This is a genomic window from Tsuneonella amylolytica, from assembly GCF_003626915.1.
In the GTDB taxonomy this organism is placed as follows: Bacteria; Pseudomonadota; Alphaproteobacteria; order Sphingomonadales; family Sphingomonadaceae; genus Tsuneonella; species Tsuneonella amylolytica.
Map to the genome: position 1 here is coordinate 87,495 of NZ_CP032570.1, position 20,547 is coordinate 108,041.

Consider the following 20,547-nt stretch of genomic DNA (forward strand, 5'->3'; position numbering starts at 1 on the left):
CCCCTCACCGCTCGATCGTGCCGCTGCGGCGGATCTTCCGCTGCAGCTGCATCACGCCGTAAAGCAGCGCCTCGGCGGTCGGCGGGCAGCCGGGGACGTAGATGTCCACCGGCACGATCCGGTCGCATCCGCGCACGACGGAATAGCTGTAGTGGTAGTAGCCGCCGCCGTTTGCACAGCTGCCCATGCTGATGACGTACTTGGGGTCCGACATCTGGTCGTAGACCTTGCGCAGCGCCGGGGCCATCTTGTTGCACAGCGTGCCGGCCACGATCATCACGTCCGACTGGCGCGGGGATGCGCGCGGGGCGACGCCGAACCGCTCCATGTCGTAGCGCGGCATGTTGACGTGGATCATCTCGACCGCGCAGCAGGCGAGGCCGAAAGTCATCCACCACAGCGAGCCCGTGCGCGCCCACTGGAACAGTTCCTCGGTCGAGGTGACGAGGAAGCCCTTGTTGTCGAGCTCGGTCGACAGCGCGTTGACGTAGCCTTCGTCGGGCAGGCGGCTGTCGGGGTGCAGTGCCCAGTTCTCGGCCCCCGTCCGGGTGGTCGTGGCCCCCGGGTTCGCAAGGATGTGATCGAGTCCGGGCTGGCGATCTACTCCCATTCCAGAGCTCCCTTCTTCCAGGCGTAGGCAAGGCCGATCGCGAGTTCGCCCAGGAAGATCATCATCGTGGTCCACCCGGCCCAGCCGGTCATGTCGAGGCTGACCGCCCAGGGGAACAGGAACGCGGCCTCGAGGTCGAAGATGATGAACAGGATCGCCACCAGATAGAACCGGACGTCGAACTGGCTGCGCGGGTCCTCGAACGCGGGGAAGCCGCATTCGTACTCGCTGTTCTTTTCCGCGTTCGGGTTGTGCGTGCCGGTCAGGCGGCTCACGCCCATCGGCAGGAACACGAACAGGCTGGAGAGCCCGAGGGCGATCCCGAGGAAAATCAGGATCGGGAGGTATTGCGACAGGTCGACCAAGCGTCTGACTCGTTTGCTTTGTAGGTTCGCCTGCGCCCTAGAAGCCAGCGCCCCCCGGCGCAAGGCCGCGGGGTGCCGATTATCGACGCCTTGCTTGCGCCTACTTCATCATTCCCTTGATCGCCTTGTCGGTCGCGCTGCCATAGGGCGGCTTCAGCCCGCCCAGCTTGGCGATGTCGATCTTAGGCTGCGAATAGATGCTGCGGGTGTGGCTGAACTCGCGGAACCCCTCGGGCCCGTGATAGCTGCCGATCCCGCTGGGGCCGACCCCGCCGAACGGCAGGTCGTCCATCGAGACGTGGAAGACGACGTCGTTGACCGTCACCCCGCCGCTGACCGTGCGGGTCAGCACCTGTTCGCGCTCGCCGCTGTCGTCGCCGAAGTAGTAAAGGCCGAGCGGCCGGTCGTGCGCGTTGACGTAGTCGATGGCCTCGTCGATCGCCTTGTAGGTCTTGACCGGCAGCACCGGCCCGAAGATCTCTTCCTGCATCGCGGCCATGTCGTCGGTGACGTTGCGCAGGATGGTGAGCGGCATCTTGCGGGTGTTGGAGTTGCCGAAATCCTCCTCACCCGGATTGACCTCGATCACCTCGGCGCCCTTGGCGCGCGCATCGGCGACGAGGCCCTGCAGCCGGTCGAAGTGCTTATCGGTAACGACGCTGGCGTAGTCGTCGTTGGCGAGCAGCGTCGGGTACATCTCGTGGACGCCCAGCTGCACCGCGGCGATCGCGCCGTCCTCGACCTCTTCGGGCACCATCATGTAATCGGGCGCGAGGCAGATCTGGCCCGCGTTCATCATCTTGCCGAGCGCGATCCGCTCGCCCGCCTTCTTGAGGTCGGCGTTCTTGCCAAGGAAGACCGGGCTCTTGCCGCCGAGTTCCAGCGTGACGGGAACGAGGTTCTTGGCCGCCGCCTCCATCACCTTGCGCCCCGTTGCGGTCGAGCCGGTGAAGACGAGGTGGTCGAACGGCAACTCGCTGAACGCGTGCGCCACGTCGGGCCCGCCGGTCACGACCGTGCACTCCGCATCGTCGAAACGCCGCGCGACGAGTTCGGCCATCAGCTCGCTGGTGCGTTCGGTGAACTCGCTCGGCTTGATCATCGCCCGGTTGCCCGCGGCGAAGACCTGCATCAGCGGCCCGAAGCTGAGGTTCACCGGGAAATTCCACGGCGAGAGGATACCGATCACGCCCTTCGGCTCGAACCGCACCTCGGCCTTTGCGCCCAGCAGCGCGAGCGGGAACTGCACCTTGCGCTTTTCCGGTTTCGCCCAGCCCGACAGGTTCTTGAGGCAGTACTTGCCGAATCCGATCGTGCTGGAGATGTCGGTCATCATCGACTGCTGGACCGAACGGTTGCCGAAGTCCGCGCTCATCGCCTTGCACAAATCCTCGGCGTTTTCCTTCAGCAGCGCGTTCGCCCGTTCGATCCGGTCGCGGCGCGCGTCGAGCGGCTCGGGCCGGGCGGCGACGAACGCCTCGCGCTGTTTCTTCAGCAGGGCTTCGAGATCGGGCTTGCGGTCGTCGGCCATCGGGATTCTCCGTTCGCGTTGCGCTTTGCCACGGGTGTCGGGCATCGCGCCGCGATTGGCAAGCGCGCCGGTTTGCCTTTGCCGCAGTGCAGCACTAGATCGCGGTCAACACGAAAAGCGAAAGGTCCGTCATGCCCACCTTCTCTCAAGCCGATCCCGTCGTCGTCCTCAGCTACGCCCGCACCCCGATGGGCGGGATGCAGGGCGCGCTGTCCGAGGTATCGGCGACCGATCTCGGCGCGACGGCGGTGAAGGCGGCGGTCGAGCGCGCAGGCGTGTCGGGCGAGGATATCGAGCGGATCTACATGGGCTGCGTGCTGCCGGCCGGCCTCGGCCAGGCCCCTGCCCGCCAGGCGGCGCTGAAGGCGGGGCTGCCCAAGTCCGTCCAGGCGACCACCGTCAACAAGGTCTGTGGCAGCGGCATGCAGACGATTATCATGGCGGCCGAGGCGCTGGCCAGCGGCAGCATGGACGTGGCCGTCGCGGGCGGGATGGAGAGCATGACCAATGCGCCGTACCTTCTGAAGAAGCACCGTTCGGGCGCGCGCATCGGCCACGACACCGCCTACGACCATATGTTCCTCGACGGGCTGGAGGATGCCTACGACGCGGGCCGCGCGATGGGCACGTTCGCGCAGGATACCGCCGACGAATACCAGCTGACCCGCGAAAACATGGACGACTACTCGGTGGAATCGCTCCGCCGCGCGAACAAGGCGATCACCAGCGGCGCCTTCGCCGACGAGATCGTGCCGGTCACCTTCTCGACCCGCAAGGGCGAAACCACCGTCGATACCGACGAGCAGCCGCCCAAGGGCAACCCGGAAAAGCTGCGCCAGCTGCGTGCCGCCTTCGCCAAGGACGGCACAATCACCGCTGCATCGTCCAGCTCGATCAGCGACGGCGCGGCGGCCGTGGTGCTGGCCCGCGAAAGCGTGGCGAAGGACAAGGGTGCCGAGCCCGTCGCGCGCATCGTGGCGATGGCCGCTCACGCGCAGGAGCCCAAGGACTTCACGGTGGCCCCCGTCGGCGCGATCCAGAAGGTGCTCGACAAGGCGGGCTGGTCGATCGGCGACGTCGAACTGTTCGAGGTCAACGAGGCGTTCGCCTGCGTCGCGATGTTCGCGATGAAGGACCTCGGCATCCCGCACGACAAGATCAACGTGCACGGCGGCGCGACCGCGCTCGGCCATCCCATCGGTGCCAGCGGCACGCGGATCGTGGTGACCCTGCTCAACGCGCTGAAGCAGAAGGGCCTGAAGCGCGGCGTCGCATCGCTGTGCATCGGCGGCGGCGAGGCGACCGCCATCGCCGTCGAGCTCGTCTAGGGCTCGCCCGCACCCCACAACCGGTCGGCGCGCATGAAACCGCGCCGGCCGCCCACGTCGATGCGGCACCAGCCGGCATCGCACGCGTCGAGCCTGGCGACCACGCCCGGTTCGGCGTTCCAGTTGAGCCGCGCGGCATCGGACGGCTCGGCGCGGATCGCCGCGAGCCCCTCGCCCACGACCAGCGCGCCGCGATCCTTGCTCAGCAGGTTGGCGGTGACCCAGCCCTCGTCGCCCGCGGGATCGCGGACCAGCCGCCAGCCTTCGTGTACGCGGATTACCTTCAGCGGCAGGCCTTCGCGGTGATAGACCCAGCGCACGGGAAAATCGCGGCCGGGGCCGGCGCGCATGTTCAGCGTCTCGGCCCGGATCGATGCCCAGTAGGGCACCTCGCGCTCCTGCGCGGTAGCGGGCGAGAAGGCGGACGCGGCCAGCGCGATGGCGGCGAGGATGGGCAGAAAACGCATGGCGGGCCGGCAGATAGCGCGCCGGCCTCTGCTCGCGCAAGCCCGGCGCGGTGCGCGCACGCTTGACCGCCCCGCCCCCTTACCCCTAGCCCCCACCGCGATGACCGACACGCCCACTCCGCGCCGCACCGCCCCGCCCCGGGTCGTCGTTACCCGGCACCTGCTCCCTTCGGTCGAAACGCGCCTGACCGAACTGTTCGACACCCGCCTCAACGAAAGCGACGAACCCATGTCGCGCGAGGCGCTTTCCGAGGCGATGCGAACAGCCGACGTGCTCGTGCCGACCGTCACCGACCGGATCGACGCCGAACTGATCGACGCTGCCGGTCCGCAGCTTGGCCTCATCGCCAGTTTCGGTGCAGGGGTGGACCATATCGACCTTGCCGCCGCGCGGGCGCGCAAGATCGTCGTCACCAACACACCCGGCGTCTTCACCGACGATACCGCCGACCTCACGATGGCGCTGATCATCGGGGTGCCGCGCCGGCTGCGCGAGGGGACATCGCTGATCCGCGGCGGCGAGTGGAGCGGATGGGCGCCCAGCGCCCTTCTTGGCCGCAAGCTGTCGGGCAAGGTGCTCGGCATCGTCGGCATGGGTCGGATCGGCCAGGCGGTCGCCTTCCGCGCGCGCGCCTTCGGGCTCGATATCCGTTACCATAACCGCCGCCGCCTGCCGCAGGCGGTGGAGGCGATGTTCGGCGCGACCTGGGTGGAGAGCCTCGACGATCTTCTCGGAGACGCTGACATCGTCAGTCTCCACTGCCCGTCGAACCGCGACACCAAGGGCATGATCGGCGCGGCGCGCATCGCCGCGATGAAGCCGGGCGCGATCATCGTAAACACCGCCCGCGCCGATCTCGTCGATTACGACGCGATGATTGATGCGCTGGAGAGCGGGCACCTTGGCGGCGCAGGTCTCGACGTGTTTCCCGAAGAACCCCGCGTCGACGAACGCCTCGTCGCCCTGCCCAACGTCATCGCCCAGCCCCACATCGGCAGCGCCACGATCGAAGGGCGCGAACAGGCCGGCGAACGGGTCATCGCCAACATCCGCTTCTGGGCCGACGGCCACCGCCCGCCCGACCAGGTGCTGGAGGGGCTGGTCTAGCACCTTGCGCCGAAAGCGTGTTGCTATAGGCAGCGCGCGATGGACGACTTCGCCTCACGCATCGAAGCCCTCGAACACCGTTGGATGCGCGCCTGGATCGCGCGCAATCGGGGTGACATGAAAGAACTGGCGGCGCGGGACATGATAGTCCTCTTCGGCGCGGATACGCCAGCGATCCTCGACCGCGTAAGCTGGCTCGATGCCACGGAATCGCGCTTGCGCTGCGGTTCTTATCGCTTCGGCGCGGTCTATGTTCGGCGGCATGGCAAGTTTGCGGTATTCAGCGCGCCGGTGGAACTCGACGTGTCGATCGACCGCGAACCGATCATGACCAGGGCGATGGTGACGACCGTCTGGCGACGCACCGCAGTGCGCCGTCGATGGCAGGCGATCGAGCGGGTGATCGCGGGCCTTGCCGACCACGCCGATCTGCCCGGAGCCGTCCGCTCGATGCAGCTGTGGCGCTGAGCCGGGAACTCAATCCCCGGTCAAAATCCGGTCGACCAGTTCCTTCACCGTCGGCGTGTAGTTGTTCGAGTAGAACGGGTCCTGCTTGAAGCGGTAGGCCGCGTGCCCCGCGAAGGCGAGATTTTCGTCCGGGTCGCCGCCGTGGGCGATGTCCTGCAGGGTCTTCTGGATGCAGAAGCTGCGCGGATCTGCGAGGCGACCGGTCGTGTGGTTGTCGTGATCCTTCCAGCTCGAGAATTGGCAGTGGCTGAGGCAGCCCATACAGGCCTGCTGGTCGGCGCGGATCTGCTCCGCGCTTTCGGGTGTCGCGAAGACGACGGTATCGTCGGGCGTCTTCAAGGCTTCGGTGAAGCCTTCGTGCATCCAGGCCAGCGCCTTCCTCTGGTCGCCGGGGTGAACGTAGAAATACTTCGCCTTGCCGTGATCCGAAAGCGGGATCGTGCCGTCTTCCTCGTCGCGCTTGAAGATCGGGATCTGACGCTCGCTGCGGTGCATCAGGTCGTAGAGGAACGGGGTCTTCACCGCGCTCGAGTAGAACCCCGTCGGGCTGAACTTGTGCAGCAGCACGTCGCCCGGTTCGACCGTGCGGAGCATGTCCTTCCAGACTTGGGGGATGGGGCTCTCGCGCGTCAGCAGCGGGCGGGTGCCGAACTGGAACAATACCTTGCCGAGCTCGGGATTGTCGATCCAGTCGTTCCATTCGCGCAGGAACCACACGCCGCCGGCCATGACGATACCGGTCTCCTCCGACACGCCGAGTTCGCGCATCGTGTCGCGCAGTGCCTTCACGCGGGGATAGGGATCTTCCGGCTTCGTCGGGTCCTCGGCGTTGGACAGGCCGTTGTGGCCGCCGGCAAGCCACGGGTCTTCGTAGACGACCGCGGCCATCAGGTCGGGCACCTTGGAATAGCTGCGCTTCCACAGCGCGCGGAATGCGCGCGCCGAGCTGACGATGGGGAGGTAGTGGACGTTGTGCTTCGCTGCGATCTCGGCGAGCTTGTAGGGCATGCCCGCGCCGCAGGTGACCCCGGTTATGAGACCGGGGCAGTTCTCCAGCACGCCTTCCAGCACCTGTTGCGCCCCGCCCTGTTCCCACAGGACGTTAATGTTGATCGCGCCCCGGCCGCCGGCGATCTCGTGCGCGCGCTTCACCTGTTCGGTGGCGCCGTCGATGGCGTAGCGGACGAGCTGATGAAACCGTTCGACCCGGGTCGCCTGCGGGTAGACCTGCGGGATGGGGTTGCCGTCCTCGTCGTAACTGTCGGCGTTGACCGCGCTCACCGTGCCGATGCCGCCCGCGGCGGCCCAGGCGCCCGAGCTCAGGTGGTTGGTGGCGGACACGCCCTTCCCGCCCTCGACCAGCGGCCAGACTTCCCGGCCGCCATAGACGATCGGCTGCAACCCTTTGAACGCGGTGGAAATCTCGAACTCTCCCGTAATCTGCTTTACTGCGCGGCGGCCTGCGTCGCGACAATATCCTGCTGGCACGGCTTTATGTCGGCCGGGTGCGGTCTGGTAGCCTTACGCTTGAACTGTGCATAGTATCCGGCAAGGCCCGGCGCCTTCTCGAACCCGTCGAGTTCGAAACCGACCCGCTCGAACTCGCAAGTGAGGAGCAGCGGGGCGATGCCGTGCTGGCCGGTGGGGCGGTCCATGTCGACCACGATCACCCGCCCGTCCTTCCGCACGCTCGGCCACAGCCGCCAGAGAAACGCGTAGGGTTCCTCCACCTCATGATACATGTGGACGAGGAACACGCGGTCGAAACTGTGGCCGGGCAGTTTCGGGTCGTCGGGCGTGCCGAGCCGGATCGAGACGTTGTCGAGCCGTTCGCGCTCCACCCGCTGGCCGAGCCGGGACAGCGCCTTGCGGTCGATGTCCTGCGCCAGCACGCGGCCGCGCGGGCCGACCCGTTCGGCGAGGCGGACGGTGTAGTAGCCCTCGCCCGCGCCGATATCGGCCACTGTCATGCCGGGCGCGATGTCGGCGAGGTCCATGACGGTCTTCGCCTCGCCCACGCTGTCGCGCTGGTTTTCGTTGGAGAACTGGTTGCTGACGACACCGGCGACGTCGCGCTGGGCGCGGGGGAAATCGCGCGCGGTCTCGGCCCGGCCGCCGTCGGCGCCCGGCCCGGCAAACTGACACCCGGCGAGCAGGCTCGCGGCCATCAGCAGCGCGGCCTGACCGGCGGATGCCGCGCGCCCGGTCACTCGGTGTCCTCGACCTCGACCGCCTCGCCCGTCACGCGCTGCGCCAGGGCGGCCGAAATGAACGGATCGAGCGCGCCGTCGAGCACGTCGTCGGGCGTCGGCGAGGTGTAGCCGGTGCGCAGGTCCTTCACCATCTGGTACGGCTGCAGGACATAGCTGCGGATCTGGTGGCCCCAGCCGATCTCGCTCTTTTCCTGATACTCCCCGCTGGCCGCCGCCTCGCGCATGGCCATCTCGCGTTCGAACAGGCGCGCCTTCAGCATGTTCATCGCGATGTCGCGGTTCTTGTGCTGGCTACGGTCCTGCTGGCTGGCGACGACGATGCCGGTGGGCACGTGGGTGATGCGGACCGCCGAATCGGTGGTGTTGACGTGCTGCCCGCCCGCGCCGGACGCGCGGTAGGTATCGGTCTTGAGGTCGGCCGGGTTGATCTCGATGTCGATGTTGTCGTCGATCACCGGATAGACCCAGACCGAACTGAAGCTCGTGTGGCGCCGCGCGCTGCTGTCGTAGGGGCTGATGCGGACGAGGCGGTGCACCCCGCTCTCGGTCTTGGCATAGCCATAGGCGTTCTCGCCCTTCAGCAGCAGCGTCGCGCTCTTGATGCCGGCCTGGTCGCCGGCCTGGTATTCGACCGTTTCGACCTTGAACCCGCGCCGCTCGGCCCAGCGCGCGTACATGCGCAGCAGCATCTCGGCCCAGTCCTGGCTCTCGGTTCCGCCGGCGCCGGCGTGGATTTCGAGATAGGTGTCGTTGGAATCGGCCTCGCCCGACAGCAGCGCCTGCACCTTGTCGGCATCGGCGCGTTCGGCGAGCCGGGCGAGCGACTGGAGGCCCTCGGCCTCGATCTCGGCATCGCCCTCGGCCTCGCCCATCTCGACGAACTCGATCGCGTCGGCCATCTCGCTCGAAATTTCCTTCACCGTGCCGATCGCCCCGTCGAGCCGGCGCCGCTCGCGCATGACCGCCTCGGCTTCCTTGGGATCGTTCCACAGGTTCGGGTCCTCGACCCGCGCGTTCAGTTCGTCGAGCCGGCGCAGCGCGCGTTCCCAGTCGAGCGACTGGCGCACCAGCGCCAGCGCGGCTTCGATACGGTCGATGTGGGCCTGCCCCTCGGCACGCATGATATCAGAACTCCAGCAGGATCGGCCCGCCGCTTAGCGAACGGGACGACAACGGGAAAGGGGGAGCGGCGCGAGCGGTATGCGCGCGCCGCCGATGGAGGACCGGCCTAGCGGCGACTGCCGGCCTGCAGCTTCTTGACCGCGTCCAGCGTCAGGCGGACGTGGTCCTTGTAGTCGAGGTCCGAGTGCACGAACACGACGCGGCCCTTGCGGTCGATGACGTAGCTGGTCCGTTCGGTGAGGCCGGTGCTCTTGCCGTCGCGCATCAGGTCGACATCGTAGGCCTTGACAATCTTCGCGTTGGCGGAACCGACGGCGAACTTGTCGCGGCATTCCTTCTGAGAGAATTCCTTCAGCGTCTCGATATTGTCGTTCGAGAGGCCGACGACCGTCGCGCCGTAGCGGGCGAACTCGGGCGACGCGTCGGCAAACGCGTTGGCTTCCAGCGTGCAACCCTTGGTGAAGGCCTTGGGGAAGAAATACAGCACCACCGGTCCTTTCGCGAGGGCACTGCGCAGGTTGAAGCCGAAGGGCTTGCCGGCCTTGGCCGCCTGCGTGGTGAACATCGGCGCCCTGGCTCCGGCGGGCAGGCTGGCGGCGGCGGGCACTGCGGCGAGCGCGACGGCGGCGGCGAATGCGGCGAACGCTTTCATGGGTTTTGTCCTGTCTGCGGCGCGCATCAGTAGATGCCGCCCTGTTCCTCGACGAAGTCGGCGGGGCGCTGTTCCTGCTGGCGGCGGACCGTCGTCTGCCGGGCGCTGGCCTGCCGCCCGCGGCGGATGATCTCGAGGATCTCGTTGCGCTTGGCCGCGACCTCGTCCTGGCGGGTGGCCCGCGGCGGTTCGGTGTCGGGCTTGAAGGCCTCCCAGATCACCGAGGCCATCGGATCGGTGGTCGGCCACGCGTCGAACACGCGCTTGCCGCTGCGGCGGTCGATCCGCACCATCCGCACGCCGGCCGGCGCGACGAAGGGTTCGTCGGACCAGTAATCGCGGGTCGCCTTGACGAAGTCGATCATCATCGGCGCCGCGGTGTTGCCGCCCTGCACCCATCCGCCCAGATTGCGCGGCTTGTCGTAGCCGATGTACATCCCTGCGATAAGATCGGGGCTGCCGCCCACGAACCATGCGTTGGTCGGGCCCGAGGTGGTGCCGGTCTTCCCGAACAGCGGCAGTTCCAGCGCGCGCAGGCGCACCGCGGTGCCGCGCTGCACGACGCCTTCGAGCATGTGGACGACCTGGTACGCGGTGCGCGGGTCGATGACCTGGCGGCCCGAAGGGTTGAGGCGCGGCATCGCCTTGCCGTCCCATTCGGCCATGTTGCAGCCGTTGCAGTCGCGCCGGTCGGCCTTCCAGATCACCTTGCCCCGGCGATCCTGCACGTAGTCGATCAGCGTCGGATTATGCAGTCGTCCGAAGTCGGCGAGCGCGGAATAGGCGTTCACCATCTTCATCACGGTCGTGTCGCCGGCACCCAGCGCGAACGCGGGATAGTTCTCGTACTTGCCGATGCCGACCTTTTCGAACGTCCGGGTGACGTTGGGCATCCCGGCGTCCATCGCGATGTGGACGGTCATCAGGTTGCGGCTCTGTTCGAGGCCCCAGCGCATCGTGTGCACGCCGCCGCCGCCGCCGCCGAAGTTGCGGAAGCATTTTTCGCCCAGCGCCGCGCCCTGGTAGAAACAGTACGCCTGGTCGGGCACCTCGGTCGCGGGGGTCATGCCGTGGTCGAGGCCGGTGGCATAGACGAACGGCTTGATCGTCGATCCGGGCTGGCGCAGCGCCTGAGTCGCGCGGTTGAAATCGGACAGGCGGCTGTCGAACCCGCCCTGCATCGCCAGCACCCGACCGGTTGCCGGTTCCTGCGCCAGGAAGCCGCCCGAAACGGTCGGGACCGTGCGCACCGCGAACGAATTGCCCGACGGCGCGGCGGCGATCACATCGCCCGCCTTCAGCGCGTCGGGCATGCCAGTGAGCGGCGCGGTCTCCCCATCGGAGAAACCGATCGTGCCGCTGCCGCCGCTGCGCCTGGTCACGACGCCGATGCGCCAGTCCTTGTAATTGATGCCGAGCGGCGAGGCGGCGAGCTGCGACTGCCAGGTGTCGTCCGACACGTCGATCGTCGCCAGCGGGCCGCCCCAGCCCTTGCCCGCGTTGTAGCGCAGGATGCCGCCGCGCAGCGCATCGCGCGCCGCTTCCTGCAGCTTCGGATCGAGCGAGGTGCGGACCCACAGGCCGCCCGCGTACACGCTGTTCTTGCCGTCGTCGGCCGTCTCGCCGAACTTGCCCATCAGCTCGCGGCGCACTTCCTCGAGGAAGTAGCCGGCGTCGACCGTGGGTACGGTCGAGCGAGAGGGCTTGAGGCCGAGCGGCTGCGCCTTGGCCGCCGCGCCTTCGGCCGCGGTGACGAAATCGTTCGCGACCATCTGGTCGAGCACAAAGTTGCGGCGCGAAATCGCCAGCTGCTCGTTCTGCTTGCGCCCGTAGCGTTCGGGTGCCTTCGGCAGGATCGCGAGGAAGGCGGCTTCGGACAGGGTGAGGTCGCCCACGTCCTTGTCGAAATAGGCCCGGGATGCCGCCTGCACGCCGTAGCTCCGGCGGCCGAGCGGGATCTCGTTGAGGTAGAGCTCGAGGATCTGCGGCTTGGTCAGCACGCCTTCGATCCTGCGGGCGAGGATCATTTCCTTCAGCTTGCGCGTGACCGAGTATTCGTCGCCCAGCAGGATGTTCTTGGCCACCTGCTGGGTGATCGTGGACCCGCCCACCGCGCGCCCGGTGCGGGCCGGGTTGAGGTAATCGAACACCGCGCCCATCGTGCCGGTGATGTCGACGCCGCCGTGGGTGAAGAACGTCTTGTCCTCCGCCGCCAGGAACGCCTCGATCAGCGGGCGCGGGAAATCGGCGTATTGCAGCTGGACGCGGCGCTCGCGGGCATAGGAATGGACGATGTTGCCGTCGATGCCGCGCACGATGGTGGGCAGCGGCGGCTCGTAATCGACCAGCGTCTCGGCATCGGGCAGCCCGCGCGACAGGACGACCCACAGGATGATGAGGAACAGCAGCCCCGCCGCCGCGAGGCTCGCCAGCCAGCGAAACCAGCGCCGCTCGCGCCAGTTGCCGCGCAGCCAGGCGATGGCTCCGTGGGTGTCGCGCCGGATACGGTAGCGGATATGTTCGAGCGTGGTCGTGTCGGCCATGGTCAGCGCGCGCCTTAGCACGGCCATTCCGCCGCGCGCCAGCGCCAATGGTCAGGTCGCGTTCGATTGGCGGGCGAAATAGATGCGGATCGCCCGCGCCATGACTTCGGCGAAGCGCTGCCGCCCCTCGGGCGAGGCAAGGCGTTCGGCCTCGTTGCGGTTCGAGATGAAACCGGCTTCGTAAAGCACGCTCGGCACGTCGGGCGCACGGAGCACCGCCAGTGCGGCGGAGCGGCGCGGCTGCGGATGGAAGGCGAGCACCCCTTCCCCCTCGCGCGCGACCAGCCGGGCGAACTCGGCGCTGTCACCCTGCGTGCGGCGCTGGGCCAGTTCCACGAGGATCGTGGAGACGGTGTCGTTCTCCCCCGCCAGCGCGACGCCGTTGACCATGTCGGCGCTGTTCTCGCGCGCGGCGAAGCGGGCGGCGGCCTCGCTCGATGCCTCGTTCGACAGGGTGTAGATGCTCGCGCCCGAGACCTCGCCGATCTCGCCGGCCGAATCGGCATGGATCGACAGGAACAGGTCCGCACCCAGTGCCCGTGCGATGGCAAACCGTTCGCCCAGCACGAGGAAGCGGTCGTCGTCGCGGGTCAGCGCCACGCGCACCCCGCCGTCGGCGACGATCCGGTCGCGCAGCGCGGTCGCGAGTTCGAGCACGAGGTCCTTCTCGCGGTATCCCTGCCCGCTCGCCCCCGGATCGTGCCCCCCGTGCCCCGCGTCGATCACCACCAGCGGGCGCGAGCGGTCCTGCGGGCCGTATACCTTCGGCAGGTCGGCCGGTTCGCCTGCGGGCGGCAGTTCGAGATGGATCACGTATCCCCGCCCCAGCGTCGGCACGTCGAGCGTCCGGCCGAAGGCGTAGAGTCCCGCCAGCAGGGCGATGGGGGCGAGGAACACCATCCAGAGTTGCGCGCGCAGCGACATTGCGCGCCTTGGTGACGGCCATGTCGCGCCAGCGCAATATGGTTGCCGTGTTAATCCCACGCTGCTAGCACCGCCGGCGACCGGGTTTCCGCCCGTACCGACCGGCAGGCACGCATTTTCGCGCGCTCCGCGGCGGGGCGGACCGGCATTTACCGGGGCGGGGTCCTCCCTCCCTTCGAAGACCAGGTTGACGCAAGCGATGAGCCTTCCCGCCCCGCAGTTTCCGTTGTCGCCGAAGGGCGATGGCGCGATGCTGCCGGTCCGGTCCGCGCCGATTTCGCGCAGGCTTTCCCTTGCAAAGACATCATTCCGGCCCGCCGCCACCGTGCGCGCGGGCCGGTTCGTATCGGCCGCCCGTCCGCAGTCATGCGGCGACGGCATTCCACCACTAGGATGCGCGCCCCGCTTCCCGTCCGACGGACGTCGAGCGGCGCGGCTGCGCGCACGGAGAACTTACAATGGCAACGCGCATGCTCATCGACGCGCGCCACCCGGAAGAAACCCGGGTCGCAGTCCTCAAGGGTAATCGGATCGAGGAATTCGATTTCGAATCTGCCGAACACAAGCAGATCAAGGGCAACATCTACCTCGCCAAGGTCACCCGGGTCGAACCGTCGCTACAGGCAGCCTTCGTCGATTTCGGCGGCAACCGCCACGGCTTCCTCGCGTTCGGCGAAATCCATCCCGACTACTACCAGATCCCGAAGGAAGATCGCGAACGCCTGCTGGCCGAAGAGGCCGAGGCGATCGAGGAAGAGTCGCGACTGCGCGCGGAGGACGAAGAGGAAGGCCACTCCCCCGGCGACGAATACGATGCCGAGGACGAGACCGGCGAATCCTTCGTCGAGGAAATCGCCGAGGACGGGGTCGAGGAAATCGACACCTCGGAAAAGGACAATGTCGCCACGATCGAGGCCGGTCACGTCGAGAACGGCGACGATGACGAATTCGGCGACGACGACGAAACGGGCGCCGAAAACGACGCCGAAAATCGGCAGCGCCGCGGCCGTGGCCGCGGCCGCCGGCAGGGCAAGGGCGGCAAGCCCGGCAGCCGCGCCAAGCAGGTCGACGAAGTCCGCGCCAAGCGCATGGCGCTGCGCCGCCGCTACAAGATCCAGGACGTCATCCAGCGCCGCCAGGTCCTGCTCGTCCAGGTCGTGAAGGAAGAACGCGGCAACAAGGGCGCCGCCCTCACCACCTATCTCAGCCTTGCCGGCCGCTACTGCGTGCTGATGCCGAACTCGAGCCACGGCGGCGGGATCAGCCGCAAGATCAGCTCGGCCGCCGACCGCAAGCGGTTGAAGAGCATCGTCAGCGACCTGTCGCTGCCCAAGTCGATGGGCCTGATAGTCCGCACCGCCGGCCTCCAGCGCACCAAGCCCGAGATCAAGCGCGACTTCGACTACCTCGCCCGCCTGTGGGACGAGATCCGCGAGAATACGCTGAAGTCCAGCGCCCCCTCGCTGATCCACTCGGACAGCGACCTCATCAAGCGCGCCATCCGCGACATCTACAACAAGGAAATCGAGGAAGTCGTCGTCGAGGGCGAGGCCGGTTACAAGTCGGCCAAGGAGTTCATGAAGCTCCTGATGCCGAGCCACGCGCGCCGGGTGAAGGCCTACAGCGACCCCGTTCCGCTGTTCCAGCGCTACGGCGCGGAAGACCAGCTGCGCGCGATGTACGACCCCGTCGTCCAGCTGAAGAGCGGCGGCTACCTCGTCATCAACCCGACCGAGGCGCTGGTTTCGATCGACATCAACTCGGGCCGCTCCACGAAGGAGCACGGGATCGAAGCGACCGCGCTGAACACCAACCTCGAGGCTGCGCGCGAGATCGCTCGCCAGCTGCGCCTGCGCGACATGGCCGGCCTCGTGGTCATCGACTTCATCGACATGGAATATTCGTCGAATATTCGCAAAGTCGAGAAGTGCATGAAGGAGGCGCTGAAGAACGACCGCGCCCGCATCCAGGTCGGCCGCATCTCGGGCTTCGGCCTGATGGAGATGAGCCGCCAGCGCCTGCGCACCGGTGTGCTCGAAGCAACGACCCGCGAATGCCCGCACTGCGACGGCACCGGCCTCGTCCGCACCGCCAGCTCCGCCGGCCTCAGCGCACTGCGCCTGATCGAGGACGAAGCGGCCAAGGGCAAGGGCACCGTCATCAGCCTCTATGCCTCCACCGAGGCGGCGATCTACCTGCTCAACGCCAAGCGCGCCGATCTCGCCGAGATCGAGGAGCGCTACGGCGTCAACGTCGAGGTCATCCCCGAAGGCGAGGACGAAGGGGCCAAGATGCGCGTCGGCAGCAGCGGCCCCCGCCCGACCGTCGCCCCGAAGTTCGAGCCGATCGTCGAGGACGTCGAGGACGACGAACCGGTCGAGGACGACTACGAAGACGAGGACGCCCACGATCAGGAGGATCGCGAAGACGAACCTTCCGACGATCGCGGCGGCCGGAAGAAGCGCCGCCGGCGCGGTGGCCGGGGCCGCAAGGAACGCGGCGACGGCGAGAACGGTGAGGATACGGCCGGTAGCGATGCCGACGACGGCGACGATGCCGACGAAAGCCGCGAGCCGGCCTCCCGCGACGACGAGGATGGCGAGGACCGCCCGAAGAAGCGCCGCCGCCGTGGCGGTCGCCGCCGGCGCGGCCGCGGTCGCGATGGCGAGAACGGCAGTGAAGCGCTCGAAGACAAGGGTGAGGATGGCGACGAAGACGCCGTCACTCCGGCCGATGCGGAGGCGCTGCAGAATGCGGTCGGCGACGCGGTCGAGGACAGCATGTCGGTCGTCGGGACCGAGGAGCAGGCGGAAGAGCAGACCGACAAACCGGCTCCCCGGAAGCGTACACGCCGGAAGAAGGCGGACGTCGAGACGCCCTCCGATACAGCTCCGACCGACGAAACGGTCGTCGGCGAGCCGGATGCGCCCGAGCCCGCCGCCGATGACGCCGCCCCTGCCAAGCCCAAGCGCACCCGGCGCAAGAAGGCCGATGTAGAAGCGGAAGGCGATGCCGAAGCGTCGGCATCCGAGGCGCCGTCCGCTTCGCAAGAGCCGGACGCCAAGCCGAAGGCACGCCGGTCGCGCGCCCGGAAGGCCGCGCCTGCATCCGAGGATACGGCGAGCGCCGATCCGGTGACCGCCCCGGCGGAGGAACCGGCCGCACCTGCAGAGACGGTCGAGGCCGCGGCCGACGAGCCGATCGCGGAAAAGCCCGCTAAGCGCGGCGGATGGTGGCAGCGCACGTTCGGCGAGTGATCCAGGCCGGATGAAATCGCGCGAAGCCGCCGCCGGCCGTCCGGCCCATCACCGGGCCGGCGGCGGCTTCCGCAATCCGCCGGGCAGCCCCCCGGCAGACGGCGGGCCTGCGCGAGTTCCTGCGCTTCATGTTGGTCGACATGCGGCGGGCAAAGGTGCCGCCTATCCCCGCCGGTCATGTCGCGCCCGCCCCGCCCGACCTGGCGAACCTTGCCGAGAACGAGGTCGCATGGCTTGGACACGCCTGTTTCGCCTTGCGCATGGCGGACAGGCTAATGCTGACCGACCCTTACCTGACCCGCACCGCCGGACCATTCGGAATAGGGCCGAAACGGTTCGTCCCCTCCCCGGTTCGCGCCGAAGACCTGCCGCGGGTCGACCTCATCGCGATCAGCCACAACCATTACGACCATATCGATGCGCAGGCTCTGAAGGCCTACCGCTGGCGCGACGAGACGCCGGTCGTCTGCCCGCTGGGCGTCGGCGCCTTGATCCGCCGGCTCGGGTTCGCGCATGTCGTCGAACTGGACTGGTGGCAGGACCGGGCGCTCGGCGAACTGGCGGTCGCGTGTCTGCCGGCGGTTCATTTTTCCGGACGCGGCCTGCTCGACCGGAACCGCACCCTGTGGGCGAGCTTCGGTTTCGTTTCGGACACGCGCAAGGTGTGGTTCGGCGGCGATACCGCGCCGGGCCCCGTTTTTCGGGAGATCGGCGCGCGCGCTGGTCCGTTCGATCTCGCGATCGTGGGGATCGGTGCCTACGAGCCACGCTCGATCATGCAGGCCAGCCACGCCACGCCCGAGGAAGGCATCGGCATCGCCCGCGATCTGCGCGCCAGGGCAGCGCTCGGTATGCACTGGGGCACCATCACGCTGACGCCGGAAGACCCGTTCGAGGCGCCCGGCAGGTTTCGCAGGGCTGCGCTGGAGCAGCAATTCGGGGAGGCGAATGCGTGGACCCTGCCGATCGGCGGGGTCCGGGCCTTCTGATCACTTGCGGGCGACGCCCCATTCCATCCAGCCCATGAACCTGGGCGCGCCGGGAAGATAGCCGCGACCGAGCGGCTCGACCGAGAAGCGCCCGCCGCGAAGGGCCGAACCGACCTGACGGGTCAGGTGGCAACCACCGGCCAGCGACTTCCAGACCGGCTCGACACGATCCTGCCACTTCGCAGGCCCGGCATCGGGCGCGCGGCCATGCTCGGCGAACAGAAGCTGCCCGCCCGGCCTGAGGACGCGGTGCATCTCCGCGATGGCGCGCTGGTGGTCGCTCACCGAACACAGCGTGTAGGTGCAGACGACCGTGTCGAACGTCGATGCCGGGAATGGGATGTCCTCGGCCACACCGCGGCGAATATCGCACGGCAGATCGCTCTTGCCCGTCCTGCGACGGGCACCGTCGAGCAGGGGCTCGCTGGGGTCGATACCGGCGAAAGCGGTGATGCGGGCGGGATCGTAGAAACGCTGGTTGAGGCCGCCGCCGCAGCCGATCTCGAGAACCCGGCCTTCGGCAAGCGGAACGACTTGCGCACGCAGGCGCGCGATCGCCTTCTGTCCGCAGGCGGCGGTGACGACCTTCGGCATCACGTGCGCATCGTACCAGCGTTGCAGACCCATCGCATTCCCCCTCCCGGCGCGACCAGCGTTACTGCCCAGTCTTAATGCTGGAGATAAACCTGGCAATCGGGCAAAGCGCGCGGACCGTGATTGCACCCGTCCCCGCCCTCGTCCTCGCCGGATCGCGTCCGGGGCCCGACCCCCTTCTCGCCGGAAGCGGGCTAGCGACGAAGGCGCTGCTGCCGATTACTGGCAAGCCGATGCTGGCCCATGTCCTGACTGCTCTGGCGTCGTCTCCGTTCGTCGGCCCTGTCACGGTCGTGGCGCAAGAGACCGGGGTCCTGTCCGCTCATCCGGCGCTATCAAAATACCCGGCTCGCTGGCGTTCATCGGCAGGCTCGATCGCCGATGCGGTTCGTGCCGGGATGGAGGACGCCGGCGGGCCGCTGTTCGTCACGACGGCGGACAATGTCCTCCTGACGCCATCCATGATCGCTCAGTTCCTGGGTGAAGCGGCGGGGACGGACGTCGCGATCGGGCTCGTCGAGCGGCATACGGTCGAGGCTGCCGGGCACTCCACCCAGCGTACTTGGCTGCCTTTTCGCGGCGGGGCATGGTCGGGGGCGAACCTCTTCCTGCTCGGCGGCCCGCAAGTCCTTCCCCTGGTCGAGTTCTGGCGCGCCCTCGAGCAGGACCGCAAGAAAGGTTTGAAGTTGCTCGGCGCATTCGGCCCCGGCTTGTTCCTCGGGGCCGCGCTTCGCCTCATCGACATCCATGTGTTCGCGCGAAGGGCCGCAGGGCGCTTCGGCCTCGACGCGCGCATCGTCGCCATGAGTGCCGCGGAAGCCTGCATCGATGCCGACAAGCCGTCCGACCTGCCGGTGATCGAAGCGATCCTGGCCGAACGTCAGGCCGAGGCGAGCGCCTGATCGACGGCGGCGATCGCCAGCGCCAGTTCCTGATCGTAGGGCATCGTGGCGTCGAGGTCGACGATGGGCGCGCCGCTGAACATGAGCGCCGGCACGGTCGCGACCTTGCGCTCGATGAGAGGACGGGGGTGGTCGGGCTTTCGCGCCATCACCGTGTCGACATCGACGCTCAGCCGAATGACGAGGGTGGGCCGCCAACCGGCCATGTCCTCGTAAAGCGCCCGCTCGCGGCGTTTCAGGCGGGCGATCGCTTCGGTAGGCGCCGCTCCCGCCATGATCGGCCCGTCGTGCAGGCCGGGCACCTCGATCTGAGGGTAGCGGTCGGTGACGACGACGATGCCCCGTTGCCGCATTGCGAGCAGCGTATCGAACTGCTTCCGGCGCTTCCGGGATCGACGCAAGGCATAGCGCGCTGCCAGAACACCGGGAATCTCGCCGGATGGATCGCGCAACCTGTCGGCGATGCCCTCCAGCCAGCCTTGCACGGCCCTGCCGATAATGGGCCAGCGCCCGATCGCGCGGCCTTGTTCCCCCGATCCGAGGCCGAGATACCCACTTTGCGCCGGGCGCGAGCGACGCACGTGCGCAAGGATGTCCGCAGCGAGAGTGGACTTCCCCGAGCCGTCACTGCCGACGACGGCAATCAGAGGTGCGAGCCGTACGTCGCCAGCCGAAGCCCCATGCCCGGCCATCGCTTCAGCTGAGTTCCTTGAAGAACCCGACCATCTTGAGGCCGCCGATGATGAAACGCACCACGACCAGCGCAAAGTATGCGGTAACCCAAGGACCGGTCAGTTGCGCCACGTCGAAGCCGGTCCGGGCCCACCAAGTCAGAAAGACGGTCGTCGCGAGGAGGAACAGCTTGTTCTGTTCGCGCCAGATCATCCGCTTCCACCAGAAGGGATACTTCGGCGACACCCAACCGTGCAGGCGCGGCAGCAGCGAAGGTACCGATTCCGCCCAGCGTGCATGCGCCTCGCCGAATTTACCGCGCAGGAATTCCTCCTCGTAAGTGGAAATCCGCTCGTAGATCAGCGTGGCGATCAGGAACACCAGCGCACCCCAGACCCAGCTGCCGGACAACATGGCAAGGCCGGTGAAGTTGACGATGCGTCCCACATACAGCGGGTTCCGCACCAGGCTGTAAGGGCCGGTCGTGTTGAGCTCCGAGGCTTCCGCCGCGACCTTTGCGCGGCCCGACGTGCCCAGCGCCGCCCAACCGCTCGTGAACACACGGATCAGCGCACCCGCGCTCGCTACTGCCAGCGACAACCAGAACCATGCGCGATCGCCCGCCTCATTCGCGAACGGTCCCATGTCGCGGGTGAGGTAGGCTATCAGCACCGCGATCGCGATGACCGTGTAGATATACGTGCCGCGAATGAAGAACAGGCGCTTGCCGCTACGGGCGAGTTCGTGCTGGTACATGCGTTGAAAAGCCCCGGGGTGGCCCGTCGCGTCGGCGATCTTCGGG

General features: G+C 67.7%; 19 protein-coding genes. 6 read left to right on the forward strand and 13 right to left on the reverse strand.

The features are described from left to right. Positions 1–4 precede the first annotated feature (4 nt). The 3 genes from D4766_RS00430 to D4766_RS00440 all read right to left on the reverse strand — a co-directional run bounded on the left by D4766_RS00430 (position 5) and on the right by D4766_RS00440 (position 2,506). A complete protein-coding gene (locus tag D4766_RS00430) occupies positions 5–610 on the reverse strand; it encodes a NuoB/complex I 20 kDa subunit family protein (protein WP_234024829.1) in 606 nt (201 codons plus the stop codon). Beyond that, on the reverse strand, positions 601–975 hold the full coding sequence (locus D4766_RS00435; protein WP_120715670.1) for an NADH-quinone oxidoreductase subunit A: 375 nt from the start codon (positions 973–975) through the stop codon (positions 601–603). The genes D4766_RS00430 and D4766_RS00435 overlap by 10 nt, the downstream gene beginning before the upstream one ends. A gap of 100 nt (positions 976–1,075) precedes the next feature. Beyond that, entirely contained in the window at positions 1,076–2,506 is a 1,431-nt protein-coding gene (locus D4766_RS00440) for a coniferyl aldehyde dehydrogenase (RefSeq protein WP_120717953.1), read from the reverse strand. Positions 2,507–2,637: 131 nt separating this feature from the next. Between D4766_RS00440 and D4766_RS00445 the strand changes: the two genes are divergently transcribed. Beyond that, a complete protein-coding gene (locus D4766_RS00445; RefSeq protein WP_120715672.1) occupies positions 2,638–3,834 on the forward strand; it encodes an acetyl-CoA C-acyltransferase in 1,197 nt (398 codons plus the stop codon). On the opposite strand, the gene D4766_RS00450 is transcribed toward D4766_RS00445, so the two are convergent. Further along, entirely contained in the window at positions 3,831–4,301 is a 471-nt protein-coding gene (locus tag D4766_RS00450) for an SH3 domain-containing protein (RefSeq protein WP_120715674.1), read from the reverse strand. The two genes, D4766_RS00445 and D4766_RS00450, sit on opposite strands and share 4 nt — an antisense overlap. Before the next feature lie 100 nt (positions 4,302–4,401). Between D4766_RS00450 and D4766_RS00455 the strand changes: the two genes are divergently transcribed. Together D4766_RS00455 and D4766_RS00460 are read left to right on the forward strand one after the other, a co-directional pair. Next, complete coding sequence (locus tag D4766_RS00455) at positions 4,402–5,409, forward strand: 2-hydroxyacid dehydrogenase (RefSeq protein ID WP_120715676.1); 1,008 nt, start codon at positions 4,402–4,404, stop codon at positions 5,407–5,409. Positions 5,410–5,448: 39 nt separating this feature from the next. Continuing rightward, positions 5,449–5,877, forward strand: coding sequence for a nuclear transport factor 2 family protein (locus tag D4766_RS00460; RefSeq protein WP_120715678.1), 429 nt, complete (start codon positions 5,449–5,451; stop codon positions 5,875–5,877). A gap of 9 nt (positions 5,878–5,886) precedes the next feature. Here D4766_RS00460 and D4766_RS00465 read toward each other — a convergent pair whose 3' ends face one another. The 6 genes from D4766_RS00465 to D4766_RS00490 all read right to left on the reverse strand — a co-directional run bounded on the left by D4766_RS00465 (position 5,887) and on the right by D4766_RS00490 (position 13,331). Continuing rightward, on the reverse strand, positions 5,887–7,278 hold the full coding sequence (locus tag D4766_RS00465) for an NAD(P)H-dependent flavin oxidoreductase (RefSeq protein WP_234024830.1): 1,392 nt from the start codon (positions 7,276–7,278) through the stop codon (positions 5,887–5,889). A 44-nt stretch (positions 7,279–7,322) separates the two neighbouring features. Next, positions 7,323–8,045 carry a class I SAM-dependent methyltransferase gene (locus tag D4766_RS00470; RefSeq protein ID WP_120717955.1) on the reverse strand — a complete coding sequence of 241 codons (723 nt, stop codon included), beginning with the start codon at positions 8,043–8,045 and terminating at the stop codon, positions 7,323–7,325. A 38-nt stretch (positions 8,046–8,083) separates the two neighbouring features. After that, positions 8,084–9,211 carry a peptide chain release factor 2 gene (gene prfB / locus D4766_RS00475; RefSeq protein ID WP_120715680.1) on the reverse strand — a complete coding sequence of 376 codons (1,128 nt, stop codon included), beginning with the start codon at positions 9,209–9,211 and terminating at the stop codon, positions 8,084–8,086. Between the two features lie 107 nt (positions 9,212–9,318). After that, on the reverse strand, positions 9,319–9,864 hold the full coding sequence (locus D4766_RS00480; protein ID WP_120715682.1) for a peroxiredoxin: 546 nt from the start codon (positions 9,862–9,864) through the stop codon (positions 9,319–9,321). A gap of 26 nt (positions 9,865–9,890) precedes the next feature. Continuing rightward, entirely contained in the window at positions 9,891–12,407 is a 2,517-nt protein-coding gene (locus tag D4766_RS00485) for a penicillin-binding protein 1A (RefSeq protein ID WP_120717956.1), read from the reverse strand. Positions 12,408–12,458: 51 nt separating this feature from the next. Continuing rightward, positions 12,459–13,331 carry an N-acetylmuramoyl-L-alanine amidase family protein gene (locus tag D4766_RS00490; protein WP_120715684.1) on the reverse strand — a complete coding sequence of 291 codons (873 nt, stop codon included), beginning with the start codon at positions 13,329–13,331 and terminating at the stop codon, positions 12,459–12,461. Positions 13,332–13,789: 458 nt separating this feature from the next. Here D4766_RS00490 and D4766_RS00495 point away from each other — a divergent pair, with 458 nt between their 5' ends. Both D4766_RS00495 and D4766_RS00500 read left to right on the forward strand, forming a co-directional pair. Further along, positions 13,790–16,588, forward strand: coding sequence for an Rne/Rng family ribonuclease (locus D4766_RS00495; RefSeq protein ID WP_120715685.1), 2,799 nt, complete (start codon positions 13,790–13,792; stop codon positions 16,586–16,588). Positions 16,589–16,743: 155 nt separating this feature from the next. Further along, positions 16,744–17,577 carry an MBL fold metallo-hydrolase gene (locus D4766_RS00500; RefSeq protein WP_162935602.1) on the forward strand — a complete coding sequence of 278 codons (834 nt, stop codon included), beginning with the start codon at positions 16,744–16,746 and terminating at the stop codon, positions 17,575–17,577. On the opposite strand, the gene D4766_RS00505 is transcribed toward D4766_RS00500, so the two are convergent. Continuing rightward, positions 17,578–18,204 carry a class I SAM-dependent methyltransferase gene (locus tag D4766_RS00505; RefSeq protein WP_120715689.1) on the reverse strand — a complete coding sequence of 209 codons (627 nt, stop codon included), beginning with the start codon at positions 18,202–18,204 and terminating at the stop codon, positions 17,578–17,580. A gap of 86 nt (positions 18,205–18,290) precedes the next feature. Between D4766_RS00505 and mobA the strand changes: the two genes are divergently transcribed. Further along, on the forward strand, positions 18,291–19,073 hold the full coding sequence (mobA, locus tag D4766_RS00510) for a nucleotidyltransferase family protein (protein ID WP_120717957.1): 783 nt from the start codon (positions 18,291–18,293) through the stop codon (positions 19,071–19,073). Here the strand turns inward: mobA and D4766_RS00515 are convergent. Continuing rightward, the gene (locus tag D4766_RS00515; protein WP_162935603.1) at positions 19,052–19,558 is read right to left on the reverse strand and encodes a nucleoside/nucleotide kinase family protein; all 507 of its coding nucleotides are present in this window, start codon (positions 19,556–19,558) and stop codon (positions 19,052–19,054) included. The genes mobA and D4766_RS00515 overlap by 22 nt on opposite strands. 211 nt (positions 19,559–19,769) lie before the next feature. Next, the gene (locus D4766_RS00520; RefSeq protein ID WP_120715693.1) at positions 19,770–20,501 is read right to left on the reverse strand and encodes a methyltransferase family protein; all 732 of its coding nucleotides are present in this window, start codon (positions 20,499–20,501) and stop codon (positions 19,770–19,772) included. Between the last annotated feature and the right edge of the window lie 46 nt (positions 20,502–20,547).